This is a genomic window from Paenibacillus sp. JCM 9796 (assembly GCF_055379675.1).
The window spans coordinates 2,790,957-2,809,355 of record NZ_AP043723.1 but is presented as its reverse complement, the minus strand read 5'-3'; the positions used below and the strand labels follow the sequence as shown (position 1 = coordinate 2,809,355).

Sequence of the window (18,399 nt, the reverse complement as noted above, 5' to 3'; positions counted from 1 at the left end):
CTAAAGTAAAAGTCTTTTTGGATAAGCCCTCGACCGATTAGTATTCGTCAGCTCCACACGTTGCCGCGCTTCCACCCCGAACCTATCAACCTCGTCGTCTACAAGGGGTCTTACATACTGGGAAATCTCATCTTGAGGGGGGCTTCACGCTTAGATGCTTTCAGCGCTTATCCCGTCCGTACTTGGCTATCCAGCCGTGCTCCTGGCGGAACAACTGGTACACCAGCGGTACGTCCATCCCGGTCCTCTCGTACTAAGGACAGCTCCTCTCAAATTTCCTGCGCCCACGACAGATAGGGACCGAACTGTCTCACGACGTTCTGAACCCAGCTCGCGTACCGCTTTAATGGGCGAACAGCCCAACCCTTGGGACCTACTTCAGCCCCAGGATGCGATGAGCCGACATCGAGGTGCCAAACCTCCCCGTCGATGTGGACTCTTGGGGGAGATAAGCCTGTTATCCCCAGGGTAGCTTTTATCCGTTGAGCGATGGCCCTTCCATGCGGTACCACCGGATCACTAAGCCCGACTTTCGTCCCTGCTCGACCTGTTTGTCTCGCAGTCAAGCTCCCTTATGCCTTTGCACTCTTCGAATGATTTCCAACCATTCTGAGGGAACCTTGGGGCGCCTCCGTTACTCTTTAGGAGGCGACCGCCCCAGTCAAACTGCCCACCTGACACTGTCCCCGTACCGGTTCACGGTACCAGGTTAGAACTCCGATACGATCAGGGTGGTATCCCAACGGCGCCTCCACCCACGCTGGCGCGCAGGCTTCCCAGGCTCCCACCTATCCTGTACAGATCGTACCAAAGTCCAATATCAAGCTGCAGTAAAGCTCCATGGGGTCTTTCCGTCTTGTCGCGGGTAACCTGCATCTTCACAGGTATTAAAATTTCACCGGATCTCTCGTCGAGACAGCGCCCAAGTCGTTACGCCATTCGTGCGGGTCAGAATTTACCTGACAAGGAATTTCGCTACCTTAGGACCGTTATAGTTACGGCCGCCGTTTACTGGGGCTTCGGTTCACAGCTTCGGGTTGCCCCTAACCGCTCCCCTTAACCTTCCAGCACCGGGCAGGCGTCAGCCCGTATACTTCGCCTTGCGGCTTCGCACAGACCTGTGTTTTTGCTAAACAGTCGCTTGGGCCTTTTCACTGCGGCCCCCTCGGGCTATTCACCCTACCGAGGCACCCCTTCTCCCGAAGTTACGGGGTCATTTTGCCGAGTTCCTTAACGAGAGTTCTTCCGAGCGCCTTAGCATGCTCTGCTCGCCTACCTGTGTCGGTTTGCGGTACGGGCACCTTCTCCCTGGCTAGAGGCTTTTCTTGGCAGCCTGAACTCATGACCTTCGGTACTTAAATTTCCCTCCCCATCACAGCCCAGCCTTACGGTGTGCGGATTTGCCTACACACCAGCCTCACTGCTTGGACGAGCATCCATCAGCTCGCGTCACTATCCTTCTGCGTCACCCCATCGCTCATAACGGTTCACGGTGGTACAGGAATTTCAACCTGTTGTCCTTCGACTACGCCTTTCGGCCTCGCCTTAGGTCCCGACTTACCCTGAGCGGACGAACCTTCCTCAGGAACCCTTAGGCTTACGGCGGATCAGATTCTCACTGATCTTTTCGTTACTCATACCGGCATTCTCACTTGTATGCAGTCCACCAGTCCTCACGATCCAGCTTCTACCCGCATACAACGCTCCCCTACCCCAGCGCAATCACTTGCGCTCGTCATAGCTTCGGTGGTGTGTTTAGCCCCGTTACATTTTCGGCGCAGAGTCACTCGACCAGTGAGCTATTACGCACTCTTTCAATGGTGGCTGCTTCTAAGCCAACATCCTGGTTGTCTGTGCAACTCCACATCCTTTCCCACTTAACACACACTTGGGGACCTTAGCTGATGATCTGGGCTGTTTCCCTCTTGACAATGGATCTTAGCACTCACTGTCTGACTCCCGGGATAACGTCTGTGGCATTCAGAGTTTGACTGGACTTGGTAACCCTTGGCGGGCCCCGCACCCAATCAGTGCTTTACCTCCACGACGCATCTCCCGAGGCTAGCCCTAAAGCTATTTCGGGGAGAACCAGCTATCTCCGAGTTCGATTGGAATTTCTCCGCTACCCCCACCTCATCCCCGAATTTTTCAACATTCGTGGGTTCGGGCCTCCAGTGCGTGTTACCGCACCTTCACCCTGGACAGGGGTAGATCACACGGTTTCGGGTCTACGCCTACAAACTATTTCGCCCTATTCAGACTCGCTTTCGCTGCGGCTACGGCTTCTCACCTTAACCTTGCTTGCAAACGTAACTCGCCGGTTCATTCTACAAAAGGCACGCCATCACCCGTTAACGGGCTCTGACTTCTTGTAAGCACACGGTTTCAGGTTCTTTTTCACTCCGCTCCCGCGGTTCTTTTCACCTTTCCCTCACGGTACTGCTTCACTATCGGTCACCAGGGAGTATTTAGCCTTGGCAGATGGTCCTGCCGGATTCAGACGGGGTTTCACGTGTCCCGCCCTACTCAGGATACGCCTAGGGTGTTCGCAGACTTTTGGTTACGGGGCTTTTACCCTCTATGGCCGGCCTTTCCAGACCTGTTCGCCTAACCTGCTGCACCCATGACGGCGTCCTACAACCCCAAGGAGCAAGCTCCTTGGTTTGGGCTAATCCGCTTTCGCTCGCCGCTACTGACGGAATCACTTTTGTTTTCTTTTCCTGAGGGTACTTAGATGTTTCAGTTCCCCTCGTATGCCTCCTATGCAGCTATGTATTCACTGCATGGTACGTGAGTATTACCTCACGCGGGTTCCCCCATTCGGACATCCCCGGATCAATGCCTGCTTACGGCTCCCCGAGGCGTTATCGTTGTTCGCCACGTCCTTCTTCGGCTCCTGGTGCCTAGGCATCCTCCGTGTGCTCTTTATAGCTTATCCAGCTATCACTTGTACGACCGAAGTCATACCGGATTTTGATTCAGCATTTGTTGCTTTGTTTCGTTTATCCAGTTTTCAAGGAACAAATCGACTAATTTTGTCGCACTATCAAATCAGCGACGAAAAAAATCATATCATACTCTCTTACTTATTTCAAGAGGTAAGATTTGGTGGAGCCAAGCGGGATCGAACCGCTGACCTCCTGCTTGCAAGGCAGGCGCTCTCCCAGCTGAGCTATGGCCCCATACGTATGAAGTTATTGGTGGGCCCTAGTGGACTCGAACCACCGACCTCACCCTTATCAGGGGTGCGCTCTAACCAGCTGAGCTAAGGGCCCTCGAGGTCTTGCTTTCAGTAACTATTTTGTTTCATAAGAAAAGCCCACCCGTGGTGGGCTTGCTTGGCGACGTTCTACTCTCCCAGGACCCTGCGGTCCAAGTACCATCGACGCTGGAAGGCTTAACGTTCGTGTTCGGGATGGGTACGCGTGGTTCCCTTCCGCCATCATCACCAAACGAATCGGTTAGCGGGCTAACCAGGAAAGGCTATTGCGCCTTTCAAAACTGAACATCGAAGTGAGTGCTTCTGTTACAGCAGTGGTGCTGCTGTAGATTTGTCCGCCACCCTGCAGGTGGCACGGACTCCATAGAAAGGAGGTGATCCAGCCGCACCTTCCGATACGGCTACCTTGTTACGACTTCACCCCAATCATCTACCCCACCTTCGGCGGCTGGCTCCTTGCGGTTACCCCACCGACTTCGGGTGTTGTAAACTCTCGTGGTGTGACGGGCGGTGTGTACAAGACCCGGGAACGTATTCACCGCGGCATGCTGATCCGCGATTACTAGCAATTCCGACTTCATGCAGGCGAGTTGCAGCCTGCAATCCGAACTGAGACCGGCTTCTAAGGATTCGCTCCATCTCGCGACTTCGCTTCCCGTTGTACCGGCCATTGTAGTACGTGTGTAGCCCAGGTCATAAGGGGCATGATGATTTGACGTCATCCCCACCTTCCTCCGGTTTGTCACCGGCAGTCAACTTAGAGTGCCCAACTGAATGCTGGCAACTAAGTTCAAGGGTTGCGCTCGTTGCGGGACTTAACCCAACATCTCACGACACGAGCTGACGACAACCATGCACCACCTGTCTCCTCTGCCCCGAAGGGAAGGTACATCTCTGTACCGGTCAGAGGGATGTCAAGACCTGGTAAGGTTCTTCGCGTTGCTTCGAATTAAACCACATACTCCACTGCTTGTGCGGGTCCCCGTCAATTCCTTTGAGTTTCACTCTTGCGAGCGTACTCCCCAGGCGGAGTGCTTATTGTGTTTACTTCGGCACCAAGGGTATCGAAACCCCTAACACCTAGCACTCATCGTTTACGGCGTGGACTACCAGGGTATCTAATCCTGTTTGCTCCCCACGCTTTCGCGCCTCAGCGTCAGTTACAGTCCAGAAAGCCGCCTTCGCCACTGGTGTTCCTCCACATCTCTACGCATTTCACCGCTACACGTGGAATTCCGCTTTCCTCTCCTGCACTCAAGTCTCCCAGTTTTCAGTGCGAACCGGGGTTGAGCCCCGGGCTTAAACACCAAACTTAAAAGACCGCCTGCGCGCGCTTTACGCCCAATAATTCCGGACAACGCTTGCCCCCTACGTATTACCGCGGCTGCTGGCACGTAGTTAGCCGGGGCTTTCTTCTCAAGTACCGTCACCCTCAGAGCAGTTACTCTCCGAGGCGTTCTTCCTTGGCAACAGAGCTTTACGATCCGAAAACCTTCATCACTCACGCGGCGTTGCTCCGTCAGGCTTGCGCCCATTGCGGAAGATTCCCTACTGCTGCCTCCCGTAGGAGTCTGGGCCGTGTCTCAGTCCCAGTGTGGCCGATCACCCTCTCAGGTCGGCTACGCATCGTCGCCTTGGTGGGCCGTTACCCCACCAACTAGCTAATGCGCCGCAGGCCCATCCATAAGCCACAGGTTGCCCCGTGTTTCATGATTCCCCCATGCGGAGAAACCAGCTATCCGGTCTTAGCTACCGTTTCCGGTAGTTATCCCGATCTTACAGGCAGGTTGCCTACGTGTTACTCACCCGTCCGCCGCTCCAGGGGGTTTCCCGTAAGGGAACACCCCAAGCGCTCGACTTGCATGTATTAGGCACGCCGCCAGCGTTCGTCCTGAGCCAGGATCAAACTCTCCATTAATGTAGAAAGCTGACTTGCTCATTGTTGAAGCTAGCTGAGATATTGCTATCTCTTATTTAAAGCACTCACTCGATGTTCAGTTTTCAAAGGGCAATTCGTCCGCCTTGTTTAGCGGCGACTTCTTCAATATATCACATTTGCCTATTCGATTGCAAGTACTTTTTTTTCGAAACCTGAGAAACAACAGTGCGTTTCAACTAAAAAGTCCTCGCCGCCGAAGCAGCGAAGACTAATATATCATGAACCATTTCCTTAAGTCAAGCATCTTAACCGGACTTTTTTTCATGTCCTTTAGGAAAGCTATACTTTACTTACTTCTGAATAACGTCTTCAATGTACAAGCTGCGCTCGATTGTCAAATTAACAATTTTGCCGTTCACATTCACCCAAGGTCTTGTCGGATGAGACCGGTCAGAAAAGACAATTTCACCGATACGGTTATCGCTCAGCTTCACGAGCGTTCCGTTATGGAACGAGGTTACCTTGGTAATGAACGTCTGAACCATGGCGGGATCCAGCTTGCCAAAAGCTTCATTCTGCAGCTGTTCCAGAACCAGGTAAGGGGATATGCCTTTTTTGTGAAACCGGTCGGTCGTCATGGCATGGAACATATCCGCAACGGCAACAAGCTTCGAGTAACTGTGAATCTTGTCACCGCGTATGGCAAGCGGATAGCCGGAACCGTCCTCGCGCTCGTGATGCTGTAAAGCGCAAAGCTTCACCCCTTCATTAATCGCAGGAACGGTCTTGAGAAGATTGTATCCGATGATCGTATGTTTTTTTATTTCTTCGGATTCATCATTGTTCAATTTCATTGGCTTAAACAAAATTCCGTCATCGACCTTGGCCGTTCCGATATCATGCAGCAATCCGCCCAAAGCGACGGGCATCAGATCTTTGGCCTGCATTCCGGCCCACTTGGCTAAAGAGTAAGACGTCAAGCTGACCATAATGCTGTTGTGAAGAATGAAATCACGCAATTGAAACGATTTGGGACTAAAGGTCAAAATGTTGTAGGAATCGATATGTTTAATAAGACCCTCCAACGTCGTCCGGATCTCCAGAATCGGCAGATTTTGCCCGCCAGCGTTGGCCACTTTAAAAACACGGCGAAGCAGCTGCAGCATCTTATCGTAGTTCTCATAGAACGGCAAAATGCTGTTATTCGATTCTTCCGCGAACGGATCTTCGCCCATGCTTTCGATTTCCGCATGTTTAGGTTCGATTTGTACGGAAGGAATTAAGAACGCTTTTAATATTTCAATATCGCGTTCCGTCACGACTTTGCCCTTGGCAAACAAAACATTATTAAACTTGGTCAGCACATTCTCGCTGATTTTCTCACCGGTTTTAAGCTGAGACACGGGAACTGTCGCCATATTGGATCCCCTCACCTTAATTTCAAGTTGGCTTCATTGGGTTAACCCTTGTATGGAAAAATCATACTTTAGACCCATGTCTGTAATTATAAGCGAAAAAGAATGGGGATGTAAGCCCCCATTCTTTGCAAGAGTAAAAATATAGTGGCAGCGTTTATTCCTCGGCCGTACCTTCCGAACCTGAAGCCGGACCATTTGGCGTTTCTTCGCTAAAGGCGTCGTCTTGATCCTCGTCTTCAGAGACTTCATCACTCTTATCTACCCGAGCGACGGTCGATACTTCGTCTTCATCGCGAATATTAATCAATCTAACCCCTTGTGTATTGCGACCCATTAAGGATATGCCCGCCATGCTGGTACGTATAACGGTTCCCAGCGCGGTAATGATCATGAGGTCCTCCTCATCCTGAACGACCTTCAAACCGACGATAGGGCCGTTCTTCGGCGTTACATTGAGCGTCTTAATCCCTTTACCGCCGCGAGATTGCAGTCGGTACTCGGAAACCGGCGTCCTCTTGCCGTAACCTTTTGAAGTTACGATCAAAACGCTGTTGTCTTCTTGAACGACGTCCATATCGATCACAACGTCGTCTTCGTCGAGCTGGATGCCTTTCACCCCGGTTGCAGATCGTCCCATTGCACGCACTTCTTGTTCCGGAAAGTGAATGGACATGCCTTGCTTCGTACCCAAGATGATCGATTGATTGCCATCCGTCAGACGAACGCCGATCAAATCGTCATCCTCGCGAAGCGTTATTGCTATTAAGCCGACTTTACGAATATTGCCGTAATCGTCGAGCGGGGTCTTCTTCACAAGACCGTTCTTCGTAGCGAAGAACAGGTATTTGTCCGAGTCAAAGCTTTCAACCGGAATTACGGCATTGACCGTCTCGCCCTGTTCGATTTGAATCAGGTTAATAATCGGTGTTCCGCGGGCCATACGGCTAAGATCCGGAATTTCGTACGCCTTCAACCGGTACACCTTGCCTTTGTCCGTAAAGAACATGAGGTAGTGGTGGGAGTTGGTTACGAACAAATGCTCCACAAAATCATTGTCTTTCGTATCCATCCCGATGACTCCTTTACCTCCTCGACGCTGACTGCGATAGGTGGAAACCGGGAGTCGCTTAATATAACCCGTATGGGTAATGGTAATGACGACATCGGTTTGCGGAATCAAATCCTCATCCTCGATGCTTTCTTCGCCGATCGTAATTTCCGAGCGGCGGTCATCGCCATATTTATCTTTGATTTCGTTCAACTCGTTGCTGATGATTTCGAGCACAAGCTTCTCATCGGCCAAAATTGCTTTATACTCGGCAATTTTCTTCAGGAGCTCGGCGTATTCTTCTTCGATTTTCTCGCGCTCCAAACCAGTCAAGCGCTGTAAACGCATATCCAAAATCGCTTGCGCTTGATCGTGGCTCAATCCGAATCGGTTCATCAAGCCTTCGCGCGCTTGATCGGTCGTACGGGAAGCACGAATCAAAGCAATGACTTCGTCCAGATGGTCAAGCGCGATTCGCAGTCCTTCCAGAATATGCGCGCGAGCTTCCGCTTTGCGCAAATCGTATTCCGTCCTGCGGCGAATAACCACTTTCTGGTGCTCGAGATAGTGGAACAACATGTCCCGCAGATTAAGCACTTTTGGTTCGCCGTTAACCAGGGCCAGCATAATAATCCCGAAGTTGGACTGCATCGCGGTTTGTTTGTACAGGTTGTTCAACACGACATTCGGATTGACGTCGCGACGCAGCTCGATCACAATACGCATACCATTGCGGTCAGATTCGTCGCGAAGGTCGGTGATGCCATCGATTTTCTTCTCGCGGACGAGCTCTGCGATTTTCTCGATCAAGCGCGCTTTGTTCACTTGATACGGCAGTTCGTACACGATAATGCGCGCTTTATTGCCCGATTCTTCAATCGTCGCTTTCGCACGCATCGTCACGGATCCGCGACCTGTCGCATACGCTTGACGTATTCCTTCTCGGCCCAGGATGAAACCGCCGGTAGGGAAGTCCGGTCCTTTGATGGACTGCATCAAATCAAGCGGACTGATATCCGGATTCTCGATCAGCTGCTGTACGCCGTTAATGACTTCAGTCAAATTGTGCGGCGGAATATTAGTGGCCATGCCGACGGCAATTCCGGACAGCCCGTTGACGAGCAGGTTCGGGAAACGGGCCGGCAATACGGCCGGTTCACTCTCTTCGCCGTCGTAGTTGGGAACAAAATCAATCGTCTCTTTATTGATATCGCGCAGAAGCTCCATCGCGATTTTGGACAAACGGGCTTCGGTGTAACGCATAGCCGCCGCTGCGTCGCCGTCAATGGAACCAAAGTTCCCGTGACCGTCGACGAGCATATAACGGAGGGAGAAGTCCTGAGCCATCCGGACCATCGTCTCATATACGGCCGAATCGCCGTGCGGGTGATATTTACCGATGACTTCGCCGACAATCCGCGCCGATTTTTTATACGGCTTGTCAGGTGACATTCCAAGCTCCGACATCGCATACAAAATACGGCGATGAACCGGCTTTAGTCCGTCCCGAACGTCAGGTAACGCCCGGCTGACGATAATGCTCATCGCATAATCCATAAAGGACGTGCGCATCTCAGAGCCGATATCGATTTCTTTAATCTGCGAACGAGGTTCTTCCGACATGTGTACCTCCTACAAATTTTACGGGGCAACCGCTTGGTGATAATGATTTGGTGTCAGGGCGAGGCCCGATAAAGCTTGTGTATAATCATATTATTTAATGAGTTCATCCGAACGTAAGGACTTCCTGCATTGATTCTCGGAATTTGGAACGGGTCGTTCCCCCGTTCGGCCATGCCGCTTTGCGTCGTAAATGCATATTGAATGCCGGCTTGTCGCAATAGCTCGATCGAACGAAGGTTATAGGCCCCGAACGGGTAGGCATAGGCATCGATCGGGCCGTCATTCAACGTGCTCAGCTTGTCCAGGCTGCGCCGCGTATCGCTGACAATTCTGCGCTCGAACTGTTCGTCCGACTCAAAGCCGCCCTCGGCGAGCGGCAGCTTCGTCGTCAACAAAGGCCCGCCGTCCGGCGTACGGCCGTGGAGGCTGTCCGAGTGGCATTCAACTTCGATCTCTTTCATTTCGCTGATCATTCGCCGTATTTGCTCGCGAGAGAGCGTTGGAATTAATGTCCGGTCCGGATGATCCAAATCTTCCGTAATGACAAAATTAACGGCCGGAACGCGCATTTCTTTAAGAATGGGAAAGGCTTTCGTATAAAAGCTCTCATAACCGTCGTCAAAGGTAACCAAGACCGAATTCGGTGGTATGGAGCCCCCCTTCATGAAGGAGCGAAACTCTCTTAGCGTTATGAAATGATATCCTCGATTCCTCAAATCGCGAAGCTGCTCGCGGAACCGTTTGGACGTAATGGTCACATCGCCACGTTGATCGTCATCGATATGATGATAGGCTAAAACAGCCACCTTATCGGTGTAATAAACTGAGGGACCGCCCGAGTGAACGAACCCGGGCGCCAAGAATAGAACGGACAAGATTGAAATCAGCCACAGCAGGCCATATCTCCTAAGCATAGCCACCACTTATACGAATTAGATGTCCAGATTTTTGACATACTTCGCATGCTGCTGGATAAAATCACGGCGAGGCTCGACGTTGTCGCCCATCAGCGTATCGAACACGACGTCCGCTTCGATAGCATCCTGGATGCTAACCTGCAGCAGTGTGCGGCTTTCCGGGTCCATCGTCGTTTCCCACAGCTGGCCCGGATTCATCTCCCCGAGACCTTTATAACGCTGAACGTTGACTTTGGCTCCCTCGCCGAATTCCGCCATAATCATTTCCCGTTGACGATCGTTATAGGCATAACGAATGGTCTTATTGCGCTCCAGCTTGTAGAGCGGCGGTTGAGCGATATAAACGTAACCGGCCTCGATAATTTTCCTCATGTAGCGGTAGAAGAAGGTCAGCAGCAGCGTACGAATGTGCGCGCCGTCGACGTCGGCGTCCGTCATGATGATGATCTTATGGTAACGCGCTTTGGCAATGTCAAAATCGTCACCGATACCCGTGCCGAGCGCTGTTATGATCGCGCGAATTTCGGCATTGGACAAAATTTTATCGAGACGAGACTTCTCTACGTTCAAAATTTTACCGCGAAGCGGCAAAATCGCTTGGAAATGACGGTCGCGGCCCTGCTTGGCGGATCCGCCGGCAGAGTCCCCTTCGACGATATACACTTCGCTGATGGAGGCGTCCTTGGACGAACAATCGGCAAGCTTGCCCGGCAGCGAGCTGACTTCGAGCGCACTCTTCCGCCGCGTAAGTTCACGGGCTTTACGAGCCGCTTCGCGGGCGCGTTGGGCTTGCAGGCCTTTCTCCACGATTTTCTTCGCGATGGCCGGGTTCTCATCCATAAACTCTTGGAATTTCTCAGCGAAAAGGGATTCCACGATCCCCCGAACTTCACTGTTGCCGAGTTTTGTCTTTGTCTGGCCTTCGAACTGCGGCTCCGGAATTTTGACCGAAATAATAGCCGTCAGTCCTTCACGCACATCATCGCCTGACAAATTCGCATCACTTTCTTTAATGGCGTTATTCTTGCGCGCATAGTCGTTGAGAATACGGGTTAAGGCGCTCTTGAAGCCGGATTCATGCGTACCGCCTTCATGTGTATTAATGTTGTTGGCAAACGAATATATATTTTCCGAGTAGCTGTCGTTATACTGCAAAGCGACTTCCACATGGATATTGTCTTTGTCACCCTCGACAAAAATCGGAGGCTGATGGAGCGCTTCCCGTGTACGGTTCAAATATTCGACGAAAGAAATAATCCCGCCTTCGTACTTGAAAGTATGGGAGACGTCCGTACGCTCATCGCGAAGAATAATCTCAATGCCGCGGTTCAAAAATGCGAGTTCGCGAATACGCGATTGCAGCGTATCGAAATCGAACTCTCTTGTTTCGGTGAATATTTCTTCGTCCGGCCAGAACGTAACCTGTGTCCCGCTCTCGCTCGTTTCCCCGGTCACTTGCAGATCTTGCTGCGGAACGCCGCGGTGATATTCCTGCTCGTAAATTTTGCCTTCGCGTTTAACTTGCACGACGAGCTTCTTGGATAAAGCGTTAACGACCGATACGCCGACGCCGTGCAAACCGCCCGACACCTTATAGCCTTCGCCGCCGAACTTTCCGCCCGCATGAAGCACGGTAAGCACGACCTCCAAGGTCGACCGCTTCATCTTCGGATGTTCGCCGACCGGAATGCCGCGCCCGTTATCGATGACGGTGACGCTGTTGTCTTGATGTACGATAACTTCGATTTTCGTGCAATAGCCGGCCAACGCTTCGTCTATACTATTATCGACGACTTCCCATACCAGATGGTGAAGACCTCGAGCGCTTGTTGACCCGATATACATCCCTGGTCTTTTGCGTACCGCTTCAAGACCTTCAAGCACCTGAATCTGACTCTCATCATAGGCTGTACCCGGATTTACAGACATGCAGACACCCACTTTTCCATGATAAAAAATCTTGAAACTGCGTTTTTCTTGAACTGCGAACCTACGTCGTCAACAATTGGTGCGCCCGCTTCTTCAACGTCATCGACGAAATCGGCGAATAATATACCTTCGATTGCGTCACAACGAGCGATTTGCTCTCTTCCTCGCCGATCACTTCGACGCGCTTCTCCTTGCTGGCGTAGGTCACGAATTGTTTCGATACTTTGGATGATTTCTCAATGGATAAGTCAAAAATGGCGATTAATTCCGATGCGCGGATAATCTTTTCTCCGCCCAGATGGATGAACATAGGAATCCCACTCCTTATCGGCAAATCGATCTATATGAAGCTCCCGTCCCGAACATGAATCACGGAAGCACTTTCCAGTTTTGACAAATCTATACTTTCAATTCCGGTCGTTGTAATAAACGTTTGCACCTTGCGCTGAAACGTCTCGATCAACTGCGTCTGCCGGTACCGGTCGAGCTCCGACAGGACATCATCCAGCAGCAACAACGGATATTCACCCACTTCTTCGCAAATGAGCTCTATCTCCGCCAGCTTCAAAGATAATGCCGTCGTTCGCTGTTGTCCTTGCGAACCGAACGTTTGCACTTCCTTATCGTTGATATAAAAGCGCAAATCGTCGCGATGCGGGCCGACCAAGGTGACGCCGCGACGCAATTCCTGATCTTTGGTCTGTGATAACTTTATCATAAAATGGTCAAATAAAACAGCTTCTTCTTGGTCTTCGGCTAAAGACAGCGAGCTGTCGTAAGCGATTTTTAGCCGTTCTTGTCCGTTCGTGATGCCGGCATGAATCTTCTCGGCCCAGATTTGCAGCTTTTTTATAAAGCTTTGACGTTTTTTAATAATTTTAGTACCAAATTGCGCCAATTGTTCGTTCCAGACGTCCAATAACGGTAATTTACCCGAAAAACCGAACGTTTGTTTCAGATAATTGTTCCGCTGCACTAAAATTTTGTTGTATTGGGACAAGTCGTACAAATAGGCCGGATGCACTTGGCCGATTTCCATGTCGAGAAAGCGGCGGCGCACGCCCGGCGAACCTTTTACAATTTCAAGATCTTCGGGGGCGAACATGACCACGTTCAAGGAGCCGATGAAATTGCTCAGCTTGCGCTGCTCGAGCCCATTCACCTTCGCACGCTTGCCCTGCTGGGATATGGTCAGATCAAGCTGGAACGTACCGTACTTTTTCTCGACCTCGGCATGCAGCAGAGCAGCTTTCTCGTCCCACCGGATCAATTCCTTGTCTTGGTTGGTCCGGTGGGATTTGGTTAAAGCGAGAACGAAGATCGATTCCAGCAAATTTGTTTTGCCCTGCGCATTCGGGCCGACAATGATGTTCACCATGTGATCCGTAGCGAATTCGATATGCTCGTAGTTGCGGTAGTGCTGGACAGACAACGTTTTTAATTGCAAAATGGCTCCTCCCTAGGACCCCTTCACGACTTGAAATTCGCCGCAGCCCTGGACTTTGACGATATCGCCTGCGACGAGCTTGCGCCCGCGGCGGTTGTCCGGCTCGTCGTTGATCGTAATGGGGGTTTCCTGCAGAAAGCTTTTGGCTTGTCCACCTGTGGATATGCAATCCGAGAGCTTCAGAAATTGTCCGAGTGTTATATAGTCGGTGTGGATTGAAATTGGTTTCATGGATCCGTCGTCCCTTCGTTTTAGCCGGTTGTCCGATACGGCAAAATGAGCTGCAGCAGCGATGCGTTCTCGTCCGGCCGGATGATGATCGGCTGCATGGCTCCCGTAAAGCCGATATGAATTTGTTCGCTGTCCATCACTTTAAGCGCATCGAGCATGTATTTGGAGTTAAAGGAAATCCGCAGCAGCTCGCCGGTCAAACGGATCGTCGTCAAGTCTTCCGTCACTTTACCGAGCTCGGAGGAACTGGAAGAAATTTCGATCGTCTGATCGTCGCGCATCACGAGCTTCACAATGTTGCTCTTATCTTCACGCGAAAGCAGGTAGGCGCGGTCGATTGCATCGACAAGATCATCCGTCTGCACGACGAGCTGCGTTTGGTACGATTGCGGAATGAGCTTCGACGTATCCGGATATGTCCCGTCCAGGATGCGGGTATAGAACAGGATCGAGCTCATTTTGAACAATACTTGATTATCCGCGAACACCACGTCAATAAGAACATTTTGGTCCGGCAAAATTTTGGACAGCTCGTTTAAGGTTTTTCCGGATATGGCTACGTTGTTTAACACAAATCCTTCCTCGGTATCGATACTCGTCTCCCGGCTGGCCAGCCGATGCCGGTCACAAGCGATAAATTTCAGCTTACCGTTGGCGATCGTCCAGAGGATTCCCGTCAGAATGGGCGTCGCCTCGCTTGTCGAAACGGCAAACGACGTCTGCTTGATCATGGTCTTCAGCACGTCGCTCGGAATCTGGATTCGTTTGCTTTCTTCGATGCCCGGCATAATCGGATATTCTTCCGGATCCAAGCCCATCAGTTGAATTTCAGACGAACCGGAACGAATGATGGTCTGAAATTGCTCCTTCACTTCAATTTCCACATGCTGCGCCGGCAGCTTTCGAATGATTTCGACAAAAAATTTGGAAGGCAGCACGACGCTTCCCGATTGTTTCAGATCGATGACCTGCAAGTCGTTCTTTTCCATCGGAATAAAGCTTTGAATCGATATATCGGTGTCGCTCGCGGTTAACGTCATGCCGGATGAATCCACATCTATTTTGATCCCCGTAAGAATGGGAATGGTCGTCTTATTCGAAATTGCTTTATTTACATGTTGGATGGATTCGTTCAAAAATTCTTTCAGTACCGTCAATTTCATAGTTTCACTCCTACAGGTTCTAGAATGGTCTGAATGGGCGTATTTATCTATTTTACATGTTTTTTTTATTTAGTTGTAGTAGTAGGGGGCCTGAATATGTGGATATGTGGGTGAACAACGCAAAAAGAAAGCCTATCCACATGTGAATAGTTTGTGCATAGGCTTCAAGTTATTCAGGTGTGAGTTATCGACAAATAGGAACGATCAAAGGTCTACAACGTCACGTTTTTCACTTTTTCGGTAAGGTTCTGAATAATTTTATATAATTCCTGGTCGGCTTTGATCGCCTCGGAAATTTTCTCATGGGCGTGTATGACGGTCGTATGGTCGCGTCCACCGAACGCCTCGCCGATCTTAGGCAGAGAGAAATCCGTCATTTCGCGGGCTAAATACATGGCGATTTGCCGTGGAAAAGCGACGCTCTTCGTTCGTTTCCTCGCTTTGAAATCCTCGATTTTCAAGCCGTAAAACTCGCCGACCTTCTGCTGGATATCTTGTATGGTAATGACTCGAGGCCGGCTGCTGGGGATAATATCCTTCAGCGCCTCAGCGGCCAGATGGGACGTAATGTCCTCGTTAATCAGCGAAGAATAGGCAACGACGCGGATCAACGCGCCTTCCAGCTCACGGATATTCGTGTCGATCTGGTTGGCGATGTAGACCATCGCTTCGTTCGGAATATCGAGATTCTCCGCTCTAGCCTTCTTACGAAGAATGGCGATCCGGGTCTCCAGATCCGGCGGCTGAATGTCCGTAATCAAGCCCCATTCGAACCGGGATCTGAGCCGCTCTTCCAGCGTCGGAATTTCTTTAGGCGGCCTATCGCTGGAGATGATGATCTGCTTCCGCTCCTCGTGCAGCGCGTTAAACGTGTGGAAAAATTCTTCCTGCGTCTGTTCTTTTCCCGCCAGGAACTGAATATCATCGATAAGGAGCACGTCAATGCTCCGGTACTTGTTGCGGAAGCTCTCGCCGCGGTTATCGCGGATCGCGTTAATGAACTCGTTGGTAAACTTCTCGGACGAGATGTACATGACGCGTGCGCTCGGATTATGCTCCAGTACGTAATGGCCGATGGCGTGCATCAAGTGCGTTTTTCCTAGTCCCACGCCGCCATACAAGAACAACGGATTGTAAGCTTTTGCCGGCGCTTCGGCCACTGCGAGGGAAGCGGCATGTGCGAACCGGTTGCCGGCGCCGATGACGAACGTATCAAACGTATATTTCGGGTTCATCATATGAGCAAACGGCTCTTCGGCGATGGGTTTGGCTTTCGCTGCGGGAGTGACAGGTGTGGAAGGGGCGCCTGACTCTTCAGGCTCGTCATCGGATTCAATAATGAATTTTAGCTCGATTTGTTTGCCGGAGTAATCGTAAACCGCTTCTTTAATATGTTTCGTGTACCGGTTTTCCAACCAGTCACGCGCAAAATTGTTGGGGGTACAGATGACGACGGTCGAATCGGTAAAGACGACGGCCCTTGTGGAGATCAGCCACGTTTCGTAGCTGGGTTTGCTCACCCTTTTTTGCAAAATGGAAAGGACTTGCTGCCATTGTTCGTTAGGATGGCTTTCCACAAATTATTCACTCCTTCAGAATAATACCGTTGCTGCGAAACAGGCGAAGCTGTAGAAAAAAATTGAAAGCTGTCGGAATTGTCCACAATATACAGATTTATGACATTATAATTATACATAATCCGTGTAAATTGTTCACAAAGATATCCACAGGCTGTTAATAACTTTATTGTCGATAAAGAGTATCCACAAGAGAAAACATATTCATGATAACAAAAAAGACCCTGCTCCGCAATGGAATGTTGCGATTTATCCACATACCCTATACCTTGTGTACAAAAGTTATCAACAGCACAAGATATTGTTTATAACCTGTTTGCAATTCGACAAATTCGGAGAAAATCCGATTTTTTTTATTCACAGGGGGGGCGCGGCAATTTTTTACTGAAGCTGTGTATAACTTTTTTTCCGACCCTAAGTTGACTTTTGAAGCGTAAAGTGGTTTAATGTTGAAAGGTATTTTTCGAGGATTGGTAATAATCCTTGTCTGAGGAGGTGCACGACCGAATGAGACCGACATTTAAGCCGAACGTCAGAAAGCGCAAGAAAGTTCATGGCTTCCGTAAAAGAATGAGCACGAAGAATGGACGCAAAGTTCTCGCAGCTCGCCGCCAAAAAGGAAGAAAAGTGTTAAGCGCATAAGACGAAAGACCACTGTCCGGTGGTCTTTTTTGTTGTTTATGATGGAGAAGACCCGGCTAGGGAACGATGATGACAAGCTTAGGCGGCCGTAACCGTTAAATGGAGAGATGTTCGATGGAAAAGAAAAATCGTCTGACCAAAAGAGAATATTTCGATAAAGTGTACAAACACGGGAAATCGTCGGCGAATCATCAATTCGTTCTATATTATAAAGCGCAGCCTCAGCAAGCGTCGTTCCGTCTCGGCGTATCCGTGAGCAAGAAGCTGGGCAATGCGGTCGTCCGGAATCGGATCCGGCGCGTATTGAAGGAAATTATCCGCCTGAACGCGCCCAAAATTCCCGGAGGGTACGATCTGATCCTGATCGCGCGCAAGCCGGTTGTGGAGATGTCGTATCGCGAGATCGAAAAGAGCGTATTTCACGTGCTGAAGAGAGCCTCTCTGCTTCGCCGCAATGGGGAACCGAAACAAGCGGATTAGTTTCTTTGTGTCCGAAGATATGATATAGTTTATTATTGGAAAAGATGAAGCTGGGAGGATGTTCTTTTGACGCGTCGACTTTTGAAATATATGCCTCTAACGGCATTGCTGCTGCTGGCGGGGTGTAGCCCGGCGAATGCACAGCTCGATCGCACTAAATTTTGGGACAAGTATTTCGTAGGTCCGCTGTCGGATACGCTCGATTGGTTCGCTGATCTGATGGGAGGATCATACGGTCTATCGATTCTCGTCGTGACGATCATTATTCGATTGATCATATTGCCGTTGACGCTCAAGCAGTATAAGAGCTCCAAACGGATGCAGGAAGTTCAACCGGAGCTGAAGAAGCTTCAGGCTAAATATAAGGACGACCCGAAGAAAGTTCAGGAAGAGACGATGAAGCTGTTCCAGAAGGAAGGCGTCAACCCGCTTGCGGGCTGCTTCCCGATTCTGGTGCAAATGCCGATTCTGATCGCTCTGTACAACGCGATTATGCGGAATCCTGAAATCGGCTCGCATTCGTTCCTGTGGATGCAGCTTGGACAGAAGGACCCATATTACATTTTGCCGATTCTTGCTGCGTTGACGACTTACCTGCAGCAAAAGATGATGTCCTCCCAAATGACTCCGCAGATGCAGAGCTTGATGTTTATCTTCCCGGTGTTGATCTTCGTCATGGCGATGAATTTCGCATCGGCGCTTCCGCTGTATTGGGTATACAGCAACCTGTTCACCGTTGTACAAACTTATTTTATTTATGGAAAACCCAGCAAAGGCGCAAACTCTGCAGAGTTGAAACCGAGTTCAGGCGGATCTAAAAAATAA

Annotated in this window: 12 protein-coding genes, 2 tRNA genes and 3 rRNA genes; 3 read left to right on the top strand and 14 right to left on the bottom strand. The window is 50.4% G+C overall.

What is annotated here, in order from left to right; translation table 11 throughout:
• Nucleotides 1-17: 17 nt before the first annotated feature.
• The 14 genes from ACZ439_RS13540 to dnaA form a co-directional block, all read right to left on the bottom strand.
• Nucleotides 18-2,938: ribosomal RNA gene (locus tag ACZ439_RS13540) — 23S ribosomal RNA — on the bottom strand.
• 168 nt (nt 2,939-3,106) lie between these two features.
• Nucleotides 3,107-3,182 (bottom strand) — tRNA-Ala (locus ACZ439_RS13535).
• A 16-nt stretch (nt 3,183-3,198) separates the two neighbouring features.
• Nucleotides 3,199-3,275, bottom strand: a tRNA-Ile gene (locus tag ACZ439_RS13530).
• Between the two features lie 61 nt (nt 3,276-3,336).
• Nucleotides 3,337-3,453 (bottom strand): 5S ribosomal RNA (gene rrf, locus ACZ439_RS13525).
• A gap of 134 nt (nt 3,454-3,587) precedes the next feature.
• A 16S ribosomal RNA gene (locus ACZ439_RS13520) occupies nt 3,588-5,138 on the bottom strand.
• The 16S, 23S and 5S rRNA genes sit together here with 2 tRNA genes alongside, the layout of an rRNA operon.
• Nucleotides 5,139-5,449: 311 nt before the next feature.
• Entirely contained in the window at nt 5,450-6,517 is a 1,068-nt protein-coding gene (locus tag ACZ439_RS13515) for an HD-GYP domain-containing protein (protein WP_464621098.1), read from the bottom strand.
• A gap of 154 nt (nt 6,518-6,671) precedes the next feature.
• The gene (gene gyrA, locus ACZ439_RS13510) at nt 6,672-9,188 is read right to left on the bottom strand and encodes a DNA gyrase subunit A (protein WP_464621097.1); all 2,517 of its coding nucleotides are present in this window, start codon (nt 9,186-9,188) and stop codon (nt 6,672-6,674) included.
• Nucleotides 9,189-9,241: 53 nt separating this feature from the next.
• Nucleotides 9,242-10,102: a polysaccharide deacetylase family protein gene (locus ACZ439_RS13505; protein WP_464621096.1), complete on the bottom strand. Its 861-nt coding sequence runs from the start codon at nt 10,100-10,102 to the stop codon at nt 9,242-9,244.
• Between the two features lie 18 nt (nt 10,103-10,120).
• On the bottom strand, nt 10,121-12,034 hold the full coding sequence (gyrB, locus tag ACZ439_RS13500) for a DNA topoisomerase (ATP-hydrolyzing) subunit B (protein WP_054796097.1): 1,914 nt from the start codon (nt 12,032-12,034) through the stop codon (nt 10,121-10,123).
• Between the two features lie 61 nt (nt 12,035-12,095).
• Nucleotides 12,096-12,344, bottom strand: a complete 249-nt coding sequence (gene remB / locus ACZ439_RS13495; protein ID WP_054796098.1) for an extracellular matrix regulator RemB — start codon at nt 12,342-12,344, stop codon at nt 12,096-12,098.
• A 30-nt stretch (nt 12,345-12,374) separates the two neighbouring features.
• A complete protein-coding gene (gene recF / locus ACZ439_RS13490; RefSeq protein WP_464621095.1) occupies nt 12,375-13,481 on the bottom strand; it encodes a DNA replication/repair protein RecF in 1,107 nt (368 codons plus the stop codon).
• Between the two features lie 12 nt (nt 13,482-13,493).
• Nucleotides 13,494-13,712: a S4 domain-containing protein YaaA gene (yaaA, locus tag ACZ439_RS13485; RefSeq protein WP_054796099.1), complete on the bottom strand. Its 219-nt coding sequence runs from the start codon at nt 13,710-13,712 to the stop codon at nt 13,494-13,496.
• 20 nt (nt 13,713-13,732) lie between these two features.
• A complete protein-coding gene (dnaN, locus tag ACZ439_RS13480) occupies nt 13,733-14,875 on the bottom strand; it encodes a DNA polymerase III subunit beta (RefSeq protein ID WP_127605363.1) in 1,143 nt (380 codons plus the stop codon).
• Nucleotides 14,876-15,087: 212 nt separating this feature from the next.
• On the bottom strand, nt 15,088-16,452 hold the full coding sequence (gene dnaA / locus ACZ439_RS13475; protein WP_127605361.1) for a chromosomal replication initiator protein DnaA: 1,365 nt from the start codon (nt 16,450-16,452) through the stop codon (nt 15,088-15,090).
• Nucleotides 16,453-16,959: 507 nt separating this feature from the next.
• On the opposite strand from dnaA, the gene rpmH reads away from it, so the two are divergent.
• From rpmH to yidC, 3 genes are all read left to right on the top strand, one after another.
• Nucleotides 16,960-17,094, top strand: coding sequence for a 50S ribosomal protein L34 (gene rpmH, locus ACZ439_RS13470; protein ID WP_054975180.1), 135 nt, complete (start codon nt 16,960-16,962; stop codon nt 17,092-17,094).
• A 114-nt stretch (nt 17,095-17,208) separates the two neighbouring features.
• Complete coding sequence (gene rnpA / locus ACZ439_RS13465) at nt 17,209-17,574, top strand: ribonuclease P protein component (protein WP_054799215.1); 366 nt, start codon at nt 17,209-17,211, stop codon at nt 17,572-17,574.
• 66 nt (nt 17,575-17,640) lie between these two features.
• On the top strand, nt 17,641-18,399 hold the full coding sequence (gene yidC / locus ACZ439_RS13460) for a membrane protein insertase YidC (RefSeq protein ID WP_127605359.1): 759 nt from the start codon (nt 17,641-17,643) through the stop codon (nt 18,397-18,399).

Bases quoted from the DNA above. Each gene is read 5' to 3' on its own strand.
- ACZ439_RS13515 (WP_464621098.1), bottom strand. From the start codon at position 6,517: ATGGCGACAGTTCCCGTGTCTCAGCTTAAAACCGGTGAGAAAATCAGC.
- gyrA (WP_464621097.1), bottom strand. From the start codon at position 9,188: ATGTCGGAAGAACCTCGTTCGCAGATTAAAGAAATCGATATCGGCTCT.
- ACZ439_RS13505 (WP_464621096.1), bottom strand. From the start codon at position 10,102: ATGCTTAGGAGATATGGCCTGCTGTGGCTGATTTCAATCTTGTCCGTT.
- gyrB (WP_054796097.1), bottom strand. From the start codon at position 12,034: ATGTCTGTAAATCCGGGTACAGCCTATGATGAGAGTCAGATTCAGGTG.
- remB (WP_054796098.1), bottom strand. From the start codon at position 12,344: ATGTTCATCCATCTGGGCGGAGAAAAGATTATCCGCGCATCGGAATTA.
- yaaA (WP_054796099.1), bottom strand. From the start codon at position 13,712: ATGAAACCAATTTCAATCCACACCGACTATATAACACTCGGACAATTT.
- dnaN (WP_127605363.1), bottom strand. From the start codon at position 14,875: ATGAAATTGACGGTACTGAAAGAATTTTTGAACGAATCCATCCAACAT.
- rpmH (WP_054975180.1), top strand. From the start codon at position 16,960: ATGAGACCGACATTTAAGCCGAACGTCAGAAAGCGCAAGAAAGTTCAT.
- rnpA (WP_054799215.1), top strand. From the start codon at position 17,209: ATGGAAAAGAAAAATCGTCTGACCAAAAGAGAATATTTCGATAAAGTG.